Origin of the sequence: Bacteroides mediterraneensis, from assembly GCF_016900355.1 — a bacterium.
In the GTDB taxonomy this organism is placed as follows: Bacteria; Bacteroidota; Bacteroidia; order Bacteroidales; family Bacteroidaceae; genus Phocaeicola.
The window spans coordinates 17,473-33,195 of sequence record NZ_JACJKA010000026.1 but is presented as its reverse complement, the minus strand read 5'-3'; the positions used below and the strand labels follow the sequence as shown (position 1 = coordinate 33,195).

Annotated in this window: 15 protein-coding genes and 1 tRNA gene; 8 read left to right on the top strand and 8 right to left on the bottom strand. The window is 46.9% G+C overall.

Annotated features, from left to right (window positions below):
- Positions 1–16: 16 nt before the first annotated feature.
- On the top strand, positions 17–1,327 hold the full coding sequence (ftsZ, locus tag H6A28_RS12555) for a cell division protein FtsZ (RefSeq protein ID WP_204473580.1): 1,311 nt from the start codon (positions 17–19) through the stop codon (positions 1,325–1,327).
- 40 nt (positions 1,328–1,367) lie between these two features.
- Positions 1,368–1,817 (top strand): GatB/YqeY domain-containing protein, encoded by a 450-nt coding sequence (locus H6A28_RS12550; RefSeq protein WP_204473579.1) that lies wholly within the window; start codon positions 1,368–1,370, stop codon positions 1,815–1,817.
- Positions 1,818–1,899: 82 nt separating this feature from the next.
- Here H6A28_RS12550 and recO read toward each other — a convergent pair whose 3' ends face one another.
- Positions 1,900–2,625: a DNA repair protein RecO gene (recO, locus tag H6A28_RS12545; RefSeq protein ID WP_204480650.1), complete on the bottom strand. Its 726-nt coding sequence runs from the start codon at positions 2,623–2,625 to the stop codon at positions 1,900–1,902.
- A gap of 28 nt (positions 2,626–2,653) precedes the next feature.
- Positions 2,654–3,175, bottom strand: a complete 522-nt coding sequence (locus tag H6A28_RS12540; protein WP_204473577.1) for a hypothetical protein — start codon at positions 3,173–3,175, stop codon at positions 2,654–2,656.
- Positions 3,176–3,597: 422 nt separating this feature from the next.
- Between H6A28_RS12540 and H6A28_RS12535 the strand changes: the two genes are divergently transcribed.
- The 4 genes from H6A28_RS12535 (at position 3,598) to H6A28_RS12520 (ending at position 8,931) form a co-directional block, all read left to right on the top strand.
- A tRNA-Glu gene (locus tag H6A28_RS12535) sits at positions 3,598–3,669 on the top strand.
- A gap of 43 nt (positions 3,670–3,712) precedes the next feature.
- On the top strand, positions 3,713–3,967 hold the full coding sequence (gene rpsT / locus H6A28_RS12530) for a 30S ribosomal protein S20 (protein ID WP_072543621.1): 255 nt from the start codon (positions 3,713–3,715) through the stop codon (positions 3,965–3,967).
- 162 nt (positions 3,968–4,129) lie between these two features.
- Positions 4,130–6,094 (top strand): DNA topoisomerase (ATP-hydrolyzing) subunit B, encoded by a 1,965-nt coding sequence (gene gyrB, locus H6A28_RS12525; RefSeq protein WP_204473576.1) that lies wholly within the window; start codon positions 4,130–4,132, stop codon positions 6,092–6,094.
- Between the two features lie 158 nt (positions 6,095–6,252).
- On the top strand, positions 6,253–8,931 hold the full coding sequence (locus H6A28_RS12520; protein WP_204480648.1) for a 4-alpha-glucanotransferase: 2,679 nt from the start codon (positions 6,253–6,255) through the stop codon (positions 8,929–8,931).
- Positions 8,932–9,013: 82 nt separating this feature from the next.
- On the opposite strand, the gene trxA is transcribed toward H6A28_RS12520, so the two are convergent.
- From trxA to H6A28_RS12490, 6 genes are all read right to left on the bottom strand, one after another.
- On the bottom strand, positions 9,014–9,493 hold the full coding sequence (gene trxA, locus H6A28_RS12515) for a thioredoxin (RefSeq protein ID WP_204473573.1): 480 nt from the start codon (positions 9,491–9,493) through the stop codon (positions 9,014–9,016).
- Positions 9,494–9,702: 209 nt separating this feature from the next.
- Positions 9,703–9,924, bottom strand: a complete 222-nt coding sequence (locus H6A28_RS12510; protein WP_002558131.1) for a DUF2795 domain-containing protein — start codon at positions 9,922–9,924, stop codon at positions 9,703–9,705.
- A 63-nt stretch (positions 9,925–9,987) separates the two neighbouring features.
- Complete coding sequence (locus tag H6A28_RS12505) at positions 9,988–10,557, bottom strand: cob(I)yrinic acid a,c-diamide adenosyltransferase (RefSeq protein WP_204473571.1); 570 nt, start codon at positions 10,555–10,557, stop codon at positions 9,988–9,990.
- 30 nt (positions 10,558–10,587) lie between these two features.
- A complete protein-coding gene (locus H6A28_RS12500; protein WP_204473569.1) occupies positions 10,588–11,268 on the bottom strand; it encodes a hypothetical protein in 681 nt (226 codons plus the stop codon).
- A 159-nt stretch (positions 11,269–11,427) separates the two neighbouring features.
- Positions 11,428–11,913 (bottom strand): ferritin, encoded by a 486-nt coding sequence (locus tag H6A28_RS12495; protein ID WP_204473568.1) that lies wholly within the window; start codon positions 11,911–11,913, stop codon positions 11,428–11,430.
- A 104-nt stretch (positions 11,914–12,017) separates the two neighbouring features.
- Positions 12,018–12,950, bottom strand: a complete 933-nt coding sequence (locus H6A28_RS12490) for an acyltransferase family protein (protein ID WP_204473566.1) — start codon at positions 12,948–12,950, stop codon at positions 12,018–12,020.
- Positions 12,951–13,267: 317 nt separating this feature from the next.
- Here H6A28_RS12490 and H6A28_RS12485 point away from each other — a divergent pair, with 317 nt between their 5' ends.
- A complete protein-coding gene (locus tag H6A28_RS12485; RefSeq protein ID WP_204430196.1) occupies positions 13,268–14,497 on the top strand; it encodes a site-specific integrase in 1,230 nt (409 codons plus the stop codon).
- A gap of 25 nt (positions 14,498–14,522) precedes the next feature.
- Entirely contained in the window at positions 14,523–15,665 is a 1,143-nt protein-coding gene (locus H6A28_RS12480; protein ID WP_204430198.1) for a PDDEXK nuclease domain-containing protein, read from the top strand.
- The last annotated feature ends 58 nt before the right edge of the window (positions 15,666–15,723 follow it).

Below are 15,723 nucleotides of genomic sequence, written 5' to 3'. Positions count from 1 at the left end.
ATAAATAGATAGAATTATGTCAGACGAAACAATGGTACCTTTCGATTTTCCGAAAGACTCTCCACATATAATCAAAGTAATTGGTGTGGGTGGCGGTGGTGGCAATGCCGTCAACCACATGTACAAAGAAGGTATCCATGATGTGACATTCGTGGTCTGCAACACGGATAACCAGGCTTTGGAAGAATCTCCCGTACTCCGTAAACTGCAATTAGGTAGTGAAGGACTGGGAGCCGGAAACCGTCCGGCAAAAGCACGGGCAGCTGCCGAAGAAAGCATTGAAGACATCAAGAATATGCTGAATGACGGATGCCGCATGGCATTCATCACAGCCGGTATGGGAGGTGGAACCGGAACTGGTGCCGCTCCTATCATCGCCAAAACGGCCAAGGATATGGGAATCCTGACCGTAGGTATCGTAACCATCCCATTCCTGTTCGAAGGCAACAAGAAAATTGACCAGGCACTCGATGGTGTGGAAGAAATGAGCAAACACGTAGATGCCTTGCTGGTCATCAACAACGAACGTCTGCGTGATGTGTATTCCGACATCAGTGTCATGAATGCCTTTGGAAAGGCCGATGACACCCTGTCCATCGCCGCCAAGAGCATTGCTGAAATCATTACCCTGAGAGGTATCATCAACCTGGACTTCAACGATGTGAAGACCGTGTTGAAAGACGGTGGAGTAGCCATCATGAGTACCGGATACGGTGAAGGAGAAGGAAGAGTGACACAAGCCATTACCGATGCCCTCCACTCTCCGCTGCTGAACAACAACGACATCTTCAATTCAAAGAAAGTCTTGTTCGTCATCACCTACAGCCCTAACAGTGAACTGATGATGGGTGAAATGGATGAAATCCACGAATTCATGAGCAAGTTCGGCAAGGACGTAGAAACCAAGTGGGGTCTTTATACCGACGAAACGCTGGAAAACCAGGTGAAGTTCACCATTCTGGCCACAGGATTCGGCATCAAAGACGTACCGGGCATGGACAACGTGCTCAAACAACGTTCACTGGAAGAACAGAAACGCCTGGACGACCTGGAAGAAGAAGAACAGAAGAAGGACGAACGCCGAAGCGACTACTACGGAAAGAGCATCCTGAAAAGCAGCATGCGGAAGAAACGTCCGAACATTTACATCTTCAGTCAGGAAGACCTTGCCAATGATGACATCATCAGCATGGTAGAAACCACTCCGACTTACAAGCGTACCAAAATGGAACTGGAAAACATCCGTTCCAAAGCCACTACAGAAGAAAAAGTCAAACCAGAACCAGAGACCACCAATGCTTCCGGTTCCATGACTATTACCTTCTAACCCCAAAATGAATGACATTTTAAAATAATATATTACGAATATGGATTTATTTGATCAAATCAGCAACGATATCAAAGAGGCCATGAAGGCCAAAGACAAGGTAAGACTGGAAACCTTGCGTAACATCAAGAAATGTTTTCTGGAAGCAAAAACTGCTCCGGGAGCCAACGATACCCTGACAGACGATGCAGCCTTGAAAATCATGCAGAAACTGGTAAAACAAGGCAAAGATTCAGCTGCCGTATACGAAGGACAAGGACGTGCCGACCTGGCAGAAGAAGAAATGGCTCAGGTTCGTGTCATCGAAACTTATCTGCCGAAACAGCTTTCTCCGGAAGAACTGGAAGCCAGACTGAAAGACATCATTGCCCGTGTAGGTGCTACCAGCGGTAAAGACATGGGAAAAGTAATGGGCGTAGCTTCCAAGGAATTGGCCGGACTGGCTGAAGGACGTGCCATTTCTGCCAAAGTAAAAGAATTGTTGGGATAAAATCCTCCCATAAAATTTTCTACGGGATGTATTTTCTACAAACGAGAATACATCCCGTTTTTTTGTGCATCCATGTACAACCTCAACCAAACAGTTCTTTCAATACATCGAGCGATTTCAGTTCCGGAAAATCCGGCAGATGCAGCCGGTAATATTCCATCATGACCGACAGGCAGCGTTGACGTTCCAGACGGTGCATGCCGAAGAGAAACATGGTCTCGTAATTCATACGGGCCAGTTGACAGATGTGTGAAGCCTCTTCCGGTGAAAGCGACATGCCATGCAGAGGCTTTTCCGGTACGAAACACGCATTCAGCATATCGAACCAGTCGCCCTCCCGGTAATCTTCCAGATTGGGATAGAACCCTAAAAAGCGAGACAGACGAATCAAAAACACCAAATGGAAATTGGCAAAATCTGCCCGACAGGCATCCAGCCAGCGGATGGAAGACGACAAATAGGCAAAAAGCGGTTCGTTCTTTCCCTCCTCGCGCAACGCATGCGACAAGAATTCTGCCAAAAACATGGCAATACCCAGCTTATACGGATCATAAGGCACAGACTCCAGCGGATAAGCCAGCCGGGCTTCCTTCACCGAAGGAAGAGCCGTGCGTGAACGCACGTCGGCCTCCACTTCCACCAACGAAAGCGGACGAAACAACACCCCGTTCACCAACGATTTGCGCGAACGCGCCGCCGGTATCAGGAACGACATGCTCCCGTTCTCACGCGTATAGATATGTACGATGTTTGATTTGTCGCTGTATTTCACTACGTGCAGCACTACCCCTTCCAATCTTTGCAGCATATTTTTTCAGAATTAGCATGGTGCATCGTCATTCACACACTTCCTGGAACAGGTGAATCACCTTCTCACGATCTTCCCGACGCACAGTCAATGTCACACGTCCGGCTCCTTCTTCCGAAGAAACCATCAATACCGGAATATCTTTCAGCAACGACACCAAGTTCTGTTCCGCTTTCTTGCCGTATGTGTCTGTATCCTCCTGCACACAAATTACCTCCACATTGTGCTCCAGTTCCACCTCGGCAAACGAAGAAAGCTCCTTGAAGACCTTTTCCAGACTGTCATGCCCACCTCCCGTCACTACGGAAAAACTGCCGGCGGAAGAAGCCATGGCAAAAACAGGCATCTCATGCTGGGTCAATACCCCTATCGCGCGCTCCAGAAAACGAAAAGAAGCCACTGCCTCCAATGTACGCAAACGCATATAAACCAACTCCTTACAGGATTCCAATTTTTCACATGGAACGAATTTTCCACTCTTTCCGTCCAACGACGCCACACACACACTCCCGTTGTAAACGCCTACAGACTTCAATTTATAGTCCTTCATTTCTCAATCTACCTTATATAATATCCGTTTTTAAAGGCGAAAGATAGAAAAAGTACTTATACTAAACAAACAAAATCTATAAAGATTTCTCTGTCCCACAGTGTGGGATACAAAAACCACAGTGTGAAATACATATCCCACAGTGTGGAACACAAATCCCGCACTGTGAGACAGAGAATACCTCACTGCATACGGAAGAATACGCATAGGCCTTCCAAAAAATCTCCAGCCACGCCGACTTAAACCCACTTTCCCCTTCCTTCCAGCCTCAATCCGGCCGGTTTAAACGGAAAATCACGTCGGAACAAACAAAAAAAATCAGGAATGTTTTGGAGTTTAGAAAATTCTTCCTACCTTTGCATCCGCAAACGAGAGATAAGTATCCTTGTAAAGAATCAGGAGGTCTTCCTGAGACAAAGGATGGCCCGTTCGTCTATCGGTTAGGACGCAAGATTTTCATTCTTGAAAGGGGGGTTCGATTCCCCCACGGGCTACATAATAAACAGAAATCACGAACAATATTAAAGATTAGTCGAGATGGCAAATCACAAATCATCTATTAAGAGAATCAGACAGGAAGAAAAAAGAAGACTTCACAACAGATATTATGCGAAGACAATGCGCAATGCAGTGAAGAAACTTCGTGCAACTACAGACAAAGCTGAAGCTGTTGCATTGTATCCTAGTGTACAGAAAATGTTGGATAAGCTGGCTAAGCGCAACATTATCCATGCGAACAAAGCTGCTAACTTGAAGTCTAAACTGGCTGCTTATATCAGCAAATTGGCTTAAGTTTACGCTTGACGTAAAAAGATATTAAGGCTGGATGTCGTCATCTGGCCTTTTGTCGTATCTACCTGCCTCATGTCTTTTTCACGATTTTTAGAGTGCTGAAAATCGGTTTATACCAGTTTTTTTAGTATCTTTGAAAGCTTAAAAAAACAAAGAAAAAACATGAGTGAAGAACTGACACAGAACAGCGGAAGCAACTACTCGGCCAGCAGTATCCAGGTGCTGGAAGGACTGGAGGCCGTTCGTAAACGCCCCGCCATGTATATCGGCGACATCAGCGAAAAAGGCTTGCATCACTTGGTCTACGAGGTAGTAGACAACTCCATTGACGAAGCCCTTGCCGGTTATTGTACACATATAGAAGTAACCATCAACGAAGACAACTCGATTACCGTACAAGACAACGGTCGAGGTATTCCGGTCGATTTCCACCAGAAAGAAAAAAAATCAGCCCTTGAAGTCGTAATGACTGTACTCCATGCCGGAGGTAAGTTCGACAAAGGTTCTTACAAGGTATCCGGAGGTTTGCACGGAGTGGGTGTTTCATGCGTAAACGCCCTGTCTACCCACATGATTACCAACGTCTTCCGCAACGGGAAAGTGTACCAGCAGGAATATGCTTGCGGAAAGCCGCTCTATCCGGTCAAGGAAGTGGGCACCACCGACCTCACCGGTACCCGACAGACGTTCTGGCCCGATGCCAGCATCTTCACGGTCACTGAATACAAATACAGCATCCTTCAGGCGCGTATGCGCGAACTGGCTTACCTGAACAAAGGTATCACCATCACGCTGACCGACAAGCGTGTGAAGGAAGACGACGGTTCTTACAAGCAGGAAGTGTTCCACTCCGAAGAAGGAGTGAAAGAGTTCGTACGTTTCCTGAACTCCAACAATACACCGCTGATTGACGACGTAATTTACCTGAACACGGAAAAACAGGGAATTCCTATCGAGTGTGCCATCATGTACAACACGGGATTCCGCGAAAACCTGCATTCGTATGTGAACAACATCAACACCATTGAAGGTGGTACGCACGAGGCCGGATTCCGTATGGCCCTGACCCGTGTACTGAAAAAATATGCCGAAGAGAGCAAGGCACTTGAAAAAGCCAAAGTGGAAATCTCCGGAGAGGACTTCCGTGAAGGACTGATTGCCGTAATTTCCGTCAAGGTAGCCGAACCGCAGTTCGAAGGTCAGACCAAGACGAAGCTCGGCAACAACGAAGTGAGCGGTGCCGTGAACCAGGCGGTAGGCGAAGCCCTGACCAACTACCTGGAAGAACATCCGAAAGAAGCCAAAATCATTGTCGACAAAGTGGTACTGGCTGCCACCGCACGTGTGGCTGCCCGCAAGGCCCGCGAATCGGTACAGCGCAAGAGCCCGATGGGCGGAGGCGGACTGCCGGGCAAACTGGCCGACTGTTCCAGCCGTGTGGCAGAAGAATGCGAGCTGTTCCTCGTCGAGGGTGATTCGGCCGGCGGTTCTGCCAAACAGGGGCGAAGTCGTCAGTTCCAGGCCATCCTGCCGCTGCGCGGTAAGATTCTGAACGTCGAAAAAGCCATGTGGCACAAGGCATTCGAAAGCGACGAAGTGAACAACATCATCCAGGCACTGGGCGTACGCTTCGGAGTGGACGGAGAAGAAGACAGCAAGAAAGCCAACATCGACAAGCTGCGCTATCACAAAGTCATCATCATGACCGATGCCGATGTCGATGGTTCTCACATCGACACCCTGATCATGACACTGTTCTACCGCTACATGCCCGAGGTTATCCAGGGCGGACACCTGTACATCGCCACTCCGCCGTTGTACAAATGCAGCAAAGGAAAAATCAGTGAATACTGCTATACAGACGAAGCCCGTCAGGCTTTCATCCAGAAATACGGTGACGGAAGCGAACAAGGCATCCACACCCAGCGCTACAAAGGTTTGGGTGAAATGAACCCGGAACAGCTGTGGGAAACCACCATGAATCCGGAAACCCGTATCCTGAAACAAGTGAACATTGAAAATGCGGCCGAAGCCGACTACATCTTCTCCATGCTGATGGGCGACGATGTAGGTCCACGACGTGAATTTATCGAGAAGAATGCGACGTATGCAAATATCGACGCATGATTCAATTTTTTCTTAATTCATTATTTTAAATCCAGCCTCACATCTTACAGAGGGAAACTCCGGATTCCGCAAGGACATCCGGAGTTTTTTATTTGCACAACTCCATCAGATTCATTACTTTTGAGCAAAACAAAAAGCCACAAACTAATACATACGATATGAAAATTACTTTTCGCATACAATACCGTACGGTCTGGGGAGAAAGCCTCTGTGTCTTCCTCCACCAGCAACAGATACAACACGCCGTAGAAATGACTACCCGCAACGGAGAAGAATGGACAGGAGTGGCAGATTGCGACTTCCTTTCCTCCGAACCCATCACTTACCGCTATGCCGTCAAACTGCACGGAAAGGTGACACGGAAAGAATTCGGAGCCATTCCCCACTCTTTCTACCCGGGCAACATACAACAGCACCATTACCTGATTGAAGACTGCTGGAGAGACCTGCCGCAAAATGCCTATCTCTACACTTCGGCCTTCAACCACGCATATATACCGCAACAGCCGACCAAACTCTCCAACGACGCCGGACGCTGCATCACCTTCCGGGCGCTCTGTCCGGGACTGCGGAACCGGAAACAACAGTTGGGAATCATCGGCAGCTGCGCGGCCTTAGGCAACTGGGAATACTGCCGTCCGCTCCGTATGAAGGAAGTACAGCCCAACGTATGGCACCTGACACTGGATGCCTCCACCCTGCAATTCCCGTTTGAGTACAAGTTCGTGGCCCTGCAGGAAGAAAGCGGTGCCGTGGAGAAATGGGAAACACGTCCCAACCGGACCTTTTCCCTCCAGCCACTCCAACGCGGCGAAACTTACCTGCCCATAGAAACGGAGGTGTTCTTCGAAGATACCCCTCACCGGATTGCCGGATGCGCCATTCCCGTATTCTCTCTCCGCTCGGAAGGAAGCTGCGGCATGGGCGATTTCGGCGACTTGAAGATGCTGATGGACTGGGCTTGCCAGACCAAGCAGAGAGCCATCCAGATTCTACCCATCAACGATACCACACTGACGGGAAAATGGACCGACTCTTATCCCTATAACAGCATCTCCATCTACGCGTTCCATCCGATGTACATCGACCTTCGCCAGCTTCCGGCACTCAAAAACAAAAAAGCTGCCGAAGCCTTCGAGAAGGAACGCCTCAAGGTAAACTCTTTCTCGATGATGGATTATGAACAGTCCACCCAGCTGAAACTGAATTACCTGCATCAGATTTACAAACAGGAAGGCAAAAAGACACTGGCTTCAGAAGATTTTCTGGATTTCTTCCGCCGCAACGAAGAATGGCTGCGCCCGTACGCCGCTTTCTGCTACCTGCGCGACTTATACGGCACTCCGGATTTCAACCAATGGCCGGCTTACAGTACCTACCAGCCCGACGAAATCGCCCAGCTGTGTACGGCCGAGCACAAAGCTTATCCGCAGATTGCCTTTTACTACTACCTGCAATACCTGCTCCACGTGCAACTGCTGGCAGTGAGCACCTATGCGCGTCAGAAGGGCATCCTGCTGAAAGGGGACATCCCCATCGGCATCAGCCGTACCAGCGTGGAAGCATGGGTGGAACCGCATTACTTCCACCTCAACGGACAGGCCGGCGCTCCTCCCGATGATTTCTCCGTCAACGGACAAAACTGGGGATTCCCTACCTACAACTGGGAAGCCATGGAAAAAGACAACTATCGCTGGTGGCGTCGCCGCTTTGCCAAAATGGCCGAATATTTCACGGCCTACCGCATCGACCATATCTTGGGATTCTTCCGTATCTGGGAAATCCCCGACCATTCCGTACACGGACTGCTCGGACAATTCTCACCGTCCCTTCCGCTCAGTGTGGACGAAATCAAGAGTTTCGGACTCCATTTCGACCCCGAGCTCATGACCCGTCCTTTCATAGACGACACGGTATTGGAGAAACTGTTCGGGGCACAAAGCGAAATGGTGCGGAACACCTTTATCGAACCAATGGCAGAAGGACACTACGCCATGCGTCCGGAGTTTGATACCCAGCGGAAAGTGGAAGCCTGGTTCGGTGACAAGCACGACGAAGAAAGCCTGAAACTGAAAGAAGGACTCTACAGCCTCATCAGTGACGTACTCTTCATCCCAGACCACCATGATCCGGAAAAATATCATCCGCGCATTGCCATACAACACGATTTCGTGTTCCAGCAGCTGAGCCCTAAAGACCAAGAAGCCTTCAACCACCTGTATAACCACTACTACTATCAGCGGCATAACGAATTCTGGTATCAGGAAGCCATGAAGAAACTGCCGGTACTCACCCAGTCCACTCCGATGCTGGTCTGCGGCGAAGACCTCGGTATGGTACCCGGATGTGTGCCTTGGGTCATGAAACAACTGCAGATTCTGTCGCTCGAAATACAGCGCATGCCCAAAGAGATGAACGAGGAATTCGGACACACGGAAAACTATCCGTTCCTGTCGGTATGTACCATCGGTACGCACGATATGTCTACCCTGCGCGGCTGGTGGGAAGAAGACCCTGCACGTACCGAACGTTTCTATCACAATGAAATGCACCACATGGGAGCTACTCCTTCGCCTGCTCCCGGATGGCTCTGCAAAGACATTGTATTCAATCACCTGAAGAGTCCTTCCCTGCTCTGCATACTGGCCTGGCAAGACTGGATGAGCATCAATGAACGCCTGCGCAATCCGAATGTGGAAGCCGAACGCATCAATATTCCAGCCCATCCGCGGCATTACTGGCGCTGGCGCATGCACCTCACTCTGGAAGAACTGCTTAAAGAGGATGAACTCAACCAGACCATCCGCGAACTGATTGAAGACAGTGACAGAGAGTAATAGACAACTTATTATAAAGAAGCGTCCCCGAAGCTTTTATTTGCTGGCTTCGGGGACGCTTCATTTTTCCCACACCGGGAGTTTATTTCTTATTCCCCAACAGGAATTCGTCGATGGCCTTCTTCAGTGCATCCTTCGGCATGGCACCCTGAGAAACCTGCGGCGTGCCTTCTGCCGGAATGAACAGCAACGTCGGAATGCTGCGGATACCGAAAGCTGCAGAAAGTTCCGGTTCCTTGTCCGTATCAATCTTATACACTACAATCTTTCCCTTGTATTCTCCAGCCAGTTCTTCCAGTATCGGAGCCACCATCTTGCAAGGACCGCACCAGGTGGCATAGAAATCGACGATAGCCGGCAGTTTGCCTTCATATTTCCATTCCTTGGGATTCTTTTCGTAATTATACACCTTAGTCAGAAACTCAGCTTTAGTCAAGTGAACCACGTTGCTCTGCTCCGCTGTACTCTCCTGTGCCTTTGCCTGACTGTCTTTCGCGGCATTGCTTCCACAAGCCGGTGTCAGCATGGCTGCTGTCAGGAGCATCAATAATATTCTTTTCATAAAATCAAAATAATGAGGGGTTATCAAATTTTCCTTATCTTCTTATTTTGCAAAAATAATATCTTCTGTAATAAGAACAAATTTTGAATGAAACAAGTTACTGACACCCGGCCTTATATAACGTTTGTTCAGAAAAAAGTCCAAGTAATATCAGACTTAGCTGATATTGCCTGGACTCATCAAAAAGTTCTTCTTGACTATTTTACTGTTTAATATTCTTCCTCGTTGAAGAAGAAATCTTCCTTACTCGGATAGTCAGGCCAGATATCTTCTATACTTTCATAAATCTCCCCTTCATCTTCCATTTCCTGCAAGTTTTCGATGACTTCCAAAGGAGCTCCCGAACGCATTGCATAGTCAATTAACTCGTCTTTAGTTGCTGGCCAAGGAGCATCTTCCAGCTTTGAGGCCAATTCCAATGTCCAATACATAGTATATAATTTTAAACAGTTTTACTTCCGTTTTATTGAGTCACAAATGTATAACAAATTCTCTCACTCGCAACGCTTATCCCAATAAATTTCGCTTTTTCCTGTTAAATTATTTAACCTTCGAGATAAAACGAACAAATAATCAGACAATCGGTTAATAAAACACTTCACCTGCACATCCAGTTCGTAGGAAAGCGTGTCTTCCAAAGCTTGAATCCGCCTTTCTGCCCGGCGACAAACCGTACGGCACACATGACAGACAGAAGCCGGATAACTCCCTCCCGGAAGGATAAAACCTTTTAAAGAAGGCAACGATGCATTTATCTCATCAATGGCTTGTTCCAGCCGATGTACGTTCTCTTCGGAAATAGAACTTTCTACCGGGCGTTCCATTTTTTCGATGTCCGTGGCCAGATAAGAACCCAGTGAGAAAAGTTTATGCTGCACAAACCGAAGCAGTCTTTCACTCTCCGCATCGTCCATCACCGAAATCAGCAGTCCGAGCGTAGAATTCAGTTCGTCTACCGTACCATACGCTTCCAGACGCACGTCCGACTTGGAAACCCGTACGCCTCCAACCAGTGACGTCGTACCCTTATCTCCCGTTTTGGTATAAATTTTAGTCAGTTTCATATCGTTTTAAATTTAAGGTTCCTGTTATACTCAAAGAAAGTTCACAATGCGGTGCTCTTTCACACGTTCCTTATCGAAAAATACCAGCCCCACATCATACAGGTCGAAAGTGATTCCCGTTCGCGGATCTGCTATCACTTCTTTCCACCATTTCTTTTTCTCCTGCGTAGCATAAGGGCTACCTATGACAAAACAGGTATTCTTGTCCGTCAGCGGCAGCAGCTGTTCATATACTTCCTTGTACGCATCGGTATGCGCAATATGCACAACCTCGGGCTTCTTTCCTTCGGCTACCAGTCTTCTCATCTCTTTATCACAGTCACCCGTCACATATTCAATAGAGGATTTTCCAGAAAGGATTCGTTTCACGGCATCTTCCCGTTCGTTCGCAAAAGTATAGACCTGCATATCCGTATGGGCTTCAGCCATATAACGGGTGCTCATACCGCTCCCCGTTCCGATTTCCCACAATACGGAAGGACGAAGATAATTGACCAGCCGAAACAAAAACTTATCTACTTTTTCCCGGTAATGAGGCAGAAAAGCTACCACCCGCCGCAAATGATGCAACGGCCCGTAGGCATAAAAAGGCAAGCGTTCGTATATCACGAACGTGATAAAAAAGAAATCGGCCGGAGAATGAACTCCATACCCGCAACGATGCCGGAAGCGGCGACACCAGTTCCACCCCCTTAATATTATATCCCCCATTTTTACTCGGATTCTATGTTTATTTCAACAGGCAAAGATAAAGTTTATAGTGGAAAAACAAAAAGGATAGGAAGATTATGATACAAAATATCCTGAATGAAAGTCTAAATAACTCCAGACTTTCATTCAGGATTAATATTTCATGAAAAACAGGCGTGATTATTTACGCTGTCCCAGTTTGTCATCCAAATAAAGGATACCGGCAGCATCACCGCATTTCTTAATCTTTTCAAGGATGTTCTGAGCAGTAGCTTCTTCTTCAACTTGTTCACGGACATATCCCCACAAGAAATCTTGTGAAGCTTTATCTTTCACTTCAGAAGCCACATTGACCAATTCATCAATCAGTTCAGAAACATGGCATTCGTGCTGATACACATGTTCAAAAACTTCTTGTACACTGCCCCAGCCTTGTGGAACGACATCAATCTTGTCTACCTTTGCTGCACCCCCACGTTTAGCCAAATAATCAGCCAAGTCGTATGCATGCTGCAATTCTTCCTGTGACTGGTTTCTCATCCAAGAAGCGAAACCGTCGAAACCTTCTTTCTTCAAATAGAAAGACATGGACAAATACAAGTTAGAAGACCACATTTCAGCAGTAATCTGCTCGTTGATAGCATTCTGTAATTTTTCTGAGATCATAGTTCTATGTATTTTATTAAGTAATTCAACATCTACTCTTTTACGTACAAAATCAATGCCATAATCTCAGAAGATGACAAGATGTCACAGTTCACTACTAAAAGTTAGAGCATGCGGGATTTCCCCCAGAAAAAGCGTGACAGATGCAGACGATCCAGACACCAGGCAATGCCGAAAGAACCCAGCACACAGATAAAAAGTGACACAAGAAGAAACATCATTCCGGTGGCGTCGAAGGCAAACACTTTCACCAGCGGCTTGACAGCCATCGTAAACACAGGCGAGAAAACCAGCAGAATGAAGGTATGCGAGCCAATGTAATTCATCGGATGCTTTATTCTTTCAGGAAGATGACGGAACACGGCCAACAACAGACTTACGACCAGGTAGGTCATGGCCACTCCCGACAAAGTTCCCTTGTTCAAGTTAGCTTCATCACATGCCAGCCATACCACGGGTACCACGGCCCAAAAAGAAGGAGTAAAAAAAGAACGGAAGTCCACTTCTGTCCGTTTCAAGACCGCCCCTGCCATAAAATACAGCGCATTGACTAAGGATAGCACTCCCAAAACTGACAATACGGCATAACACAGAGCCAACAAAATCCATACAGACACTGTCTGATTCCATCGCCCCAAAAATTTATCCACTCCAAGGTAAGTCAATCCACACAACATCAAGGTATGCAAATACCAGTAAGGCCCCAACGGATGAAGAAACAACTTGTCAAGCCACAAAGAAACCGTCAGATGATCCACCGATTCTCGGACCGGCAACAGCGCAGACATCACCACGTAACCGGTCTCCATCACGGCATAGGGCACAAAAATCCATCCCATGCTCCGAAGAAACGGACGGACTCCCTTGGCGATATTCATCACATAACCTGAAATGATGAGAAACGCAGGCATATGAAACGTGTACACCAGCGATTTGGCGTAGGGATACTTGTCACCGATATAAGCCAAATGAAACACTATCATCAGCAGAATAAATACGGCTTTCAAGTAATCGAGCTCTGCAATACGATTTTTCATGGAGCGGAAGATTGGTTTGTAAATAAAAAAAGGCTGACTTTATCAAGTCAACCTCTTCGTACCCAGACCCGGTACAAGGCATAGAAATCATGGGAAAATAAAAGAATTTATCTTCCTTATTATCAATAACTTGCAAATTTCTTATATTCTCCATTTTTGCCATATTTTGCCCATTTTCTGTTATTCAGTACACTTTTAGTACACTTTGAAATTCCATTTTCTTTTGTACCTTTGCAACATCGGAAAACAAAAGAAAATCAATCATTTAGTGTAATCACCCGGTTACGGTACCTAAATCGGGATAAAACCTCTAAACAATGGCAAAGTTAGAAAATAAAACGAAAGAAAACCCCAAGTTGGAGCAAAATAAACTTTCGGATGGCAGAATCAGCCTGTATCTGGAGTATTATTTGGGTAGGGAGGAAAAGCCTGTATTGGATGAAAACGGTAATCAGGTGTATTATGATAGCGGCAAGATGCAGGGGAAACCCAAGTTTTCCGTCAAGCATCACAGACGAAAAGAGAACCTCAGCCTGTATCTGATAGACAAGCCCCGTACCCCTGCGGAACGTCAGCAGAACAAGGAAATGTTGGAGCTTGCCGTAAGGATACGTGCGGAACGTGAACAGGAATTCAAGGAAAGTATGTTGGGGTATCGCCTGAAAAAAGACCGAAATGTAAATTTCTTGGATTATTTTCAAGCCTATATCAATGACTACACTAAGAAGGACATTCGGATGGTGCAAATCGCGCTCAGCCGATTCAAGGATTTTTTGAAGGAACATTATCCGATGTATGAGTTCAGCATCAAGCCCGAACTTATTACAAAGGACATGATGGAGCAGTTTGTGGCTTATTTGCAATCGCGAAGTGTGGGCGAAGGAGCCAAAAGCATCTTCCAGCGTTTCAAGAAGGTAATCCATTATGCGATTGACCATGACGTGATGTTGAAAGACCCGTGCAAAGGCGTTACTTGCAAGGTGGACGGTCAGATTTTGCGTAAGGACGTGCTTTCGCCGGAAGAAATCCAACAGTTGATAGCGTGCCATTATGACAACGAGAACCCCAATGTACGGCGTGCGTTTATCTTCTGCCTGTATTGCGGCTTGCGCTTCTGTGACGTGAAAGACCTTACTTACCGGAACATAGACTATTCCAATAAGCTGTTGAAGTTTGAACAGACCAAAACTAAAGGACATTCCGCCAATAGTGGTGTGGTCATCCCACTTAATAACGGGCTTCTTTCGCTTGTGGGAGAACCACCAACAAACGGTAATAAGGATGTTCTCATCTTTAATCTTCCCTCTTATGAAAGTTGCTGTAAATCAGTCAAGCGTTGGGTAAAAAGAGCTGGGATAGACAAGCACATCAGCTGGCATTGTGCCCGCCATTCGTTCGCCGTGAATATCCTCAACAATGGGGCAAACATCAAGACGGTTGCCAGCCTTTTAGGGCATAGCGGACTGAAACATACGGAGAAATACACCCGTGCGGTGGACAAATTGAAAGAGGATGCAATAAACAGCCTGCCGGAATTAAAGTTTTAACCATAAAAGACTTACCTTTGCAACTATGGACTTTGAAGCATTAGTAAAACATATCAGCACGATACAAAGCACGTTGCAGGCGCAAGCCGCACACGCTGTAAACCTCGCCTTGACTGCCCGCAACTGGCTCATGGGCCGCTATATCGTGGAGTTTGAACAAAACGGTGAAGACCGTGCCGCATACGGCGAACAACTGTTGAAAAAACTGGAACAGCGGTTGAATGTCAAAGGACTGAACGAGCGCAGGTTTCGTGAGTTCCGGCGGTTGTACCTCGTTTATCCACAACTGAAAGAGCCTATCGCACAATACATTGTTTCGCAAAGCCAAATTCGGCATACGCTGAGTGCCGAATTCATAGAACCAATTCGGCGGTTGCCATCCGCCGAATCTGCGATAAACATTCGGCGGATGCCGTCCGCCGAATTGGATGATGCAAAAAGATGGATGATTCCGGCTGACAAACTCTTTAACAGGCTCACATATTCTAATCTGATGCTTATATCCACGATTGACAACCCAGTAAAAAGAGCCTTTTATGAAATGGAAACCATTCGTGGATGTTGGTCGTATAAAGAACTGGAACGTCAAATCAACTCCCTCTATTACGAGCGTAGCGGACTATCTAAAAACAAAGAAGCTCTATCTGCCTTAGTGCAGCAACAAGCCGCACAATTGCAGCCCAAAGATGTTATCAACACGCCTGTTACGTTGGAGTTCTTGGGATTGAACGACCGTGCCTTGGTCACTGAAAGCGACTTGGAACAATCCATTCTCGACAACCTGCAACGCTTCCTGTTGGAAATGGGGCATGGCTTCTGCTTCGAAGCGCGTCAAAAGCGAATCCTGATAGATGGAGATTATTTCTTTGCCGACCTTGTGTTTTACCACCGCATTTTGAAATGCCATATCATCGTAGAATTGAAGATAGACAAATTCCGCCACGAGTACGCTTCGCAACTGAACCTATACCTTAACTACTTCAAGGCGGAAGTGATGCAGCCCGACGATAATCCGCCTGTCGGCATCCTGCTTTGCACCGAGAAGGGCGACACGTTGGTAAAGTATGCTACCGCCGGATTAGACCCGAACATCTTTGTGCAGAAGTACATGATAGAACTGCCAAGTGAGGAAGAAATCAAGAAGTTTATTTCGACTACAAACTATTAGCGATAAAAGCACTACTGGCGAAAAGAGAAGAAAAATACATTCTGTTCTCTTTTTGCCA

Coding starts and splice junctions, on each gene's coding strand:
- ftsZ (WP_204473580.1), top strand. CDS start 17: ATGTCAGACGAAACAATGGTACCTTTCGATTTTCCGAAAGACTCTCCA.
- H6A28_RS12550 (WP_204473579.1), top strand. CDS start 1,368: ATGGATTTATTTGATCAAATCAGCAACGATATCAAAGAGGCCATGAAG.
- recO (WP_204480650.1), bottom strand. CDS start 2,625: ATGCTGCAAAGATTGGAAGGGGTAGTGCTGCACGTAGTGAAATACAGC.
- H6A28_RS12540 (WP_204473577.1), bottom strand. CDS start 3,175: ATGAAGGACTATAAATTGAAGTCTGTAGGCGTTTACAACGGGAGTGTG.
- rpsT (WP_072543621.1), top strand. CDS start 3,713: ATGGCAAATCACAAATCATCTATTAAGAGAATCAGACAGGAAGAAAAA.
- gyrB (WP_204473576.1), top strand. CDS start 4,130: ATGAGTGAAGAACTGACACAGAACAGCGGAAGCAACTACTCGGCCAGC.
- H6A28_RS12520 (WP_204480648.1), top strand. CDS start 6,253: ATGAAAATTACTTTTCGCATACAATACCGTACGGTCTGGGGAGAAAGC.
- trxA (WP_204473573.1), bottom strand. CDS start 9,493: ATGAAAAGAATATTATTGATGCTCCTGACAGCAGCCATGCTGACACCG.
- H6A28_RS12510 (WP_002558131.1), bottom strand. CDS start 9,924: ATGTATTGGACATTGGAATTGGCCTCAAAGCTGGAAGATGCTCCTTGG.
- H6A28_RS12505 (WP_204473571.1), bottom strand. CDS start 10,557: ATGAAACTGACTAAAATTTATACCAAAACGGGAGATAAGGGTACGACG.
- H6A28_RS12500 (WP_204473569.1), bottom strand. CDS start 11,268: ATGGGGGATATAATATTAAGGGGGTGGAACTGGTGTCGCCGCTTCCGG.
- H6A28_RS12495 (WP_204473568.1), bottom strand. CDS start 11,913: ATGATCTCAGAAAAATTACAGAATGCTATCAACGAGCAGATTACTGCT.
- H6A28_RS12490 (WP_204473566.1), bottom strand. CDS start 12,950: ATGAAAAATCGTATTGCAGAGCTCGATTACTTGAAAGCCGTATTTATT.
- H6A28_RS12485 (WP_204430196.1), top strand. CDS start 13,268: ATGGCAAAGTTAGAAAATAAAACGAAAGAAAACCCCAAGTTGGAGCAA.
- H6A28_RS12480 (WP_204430198.1), top strand. CDS start 14,523: ATGGACTTTGAAGCATTAGTAAAACATATCAGCACGATACAAAGCACG.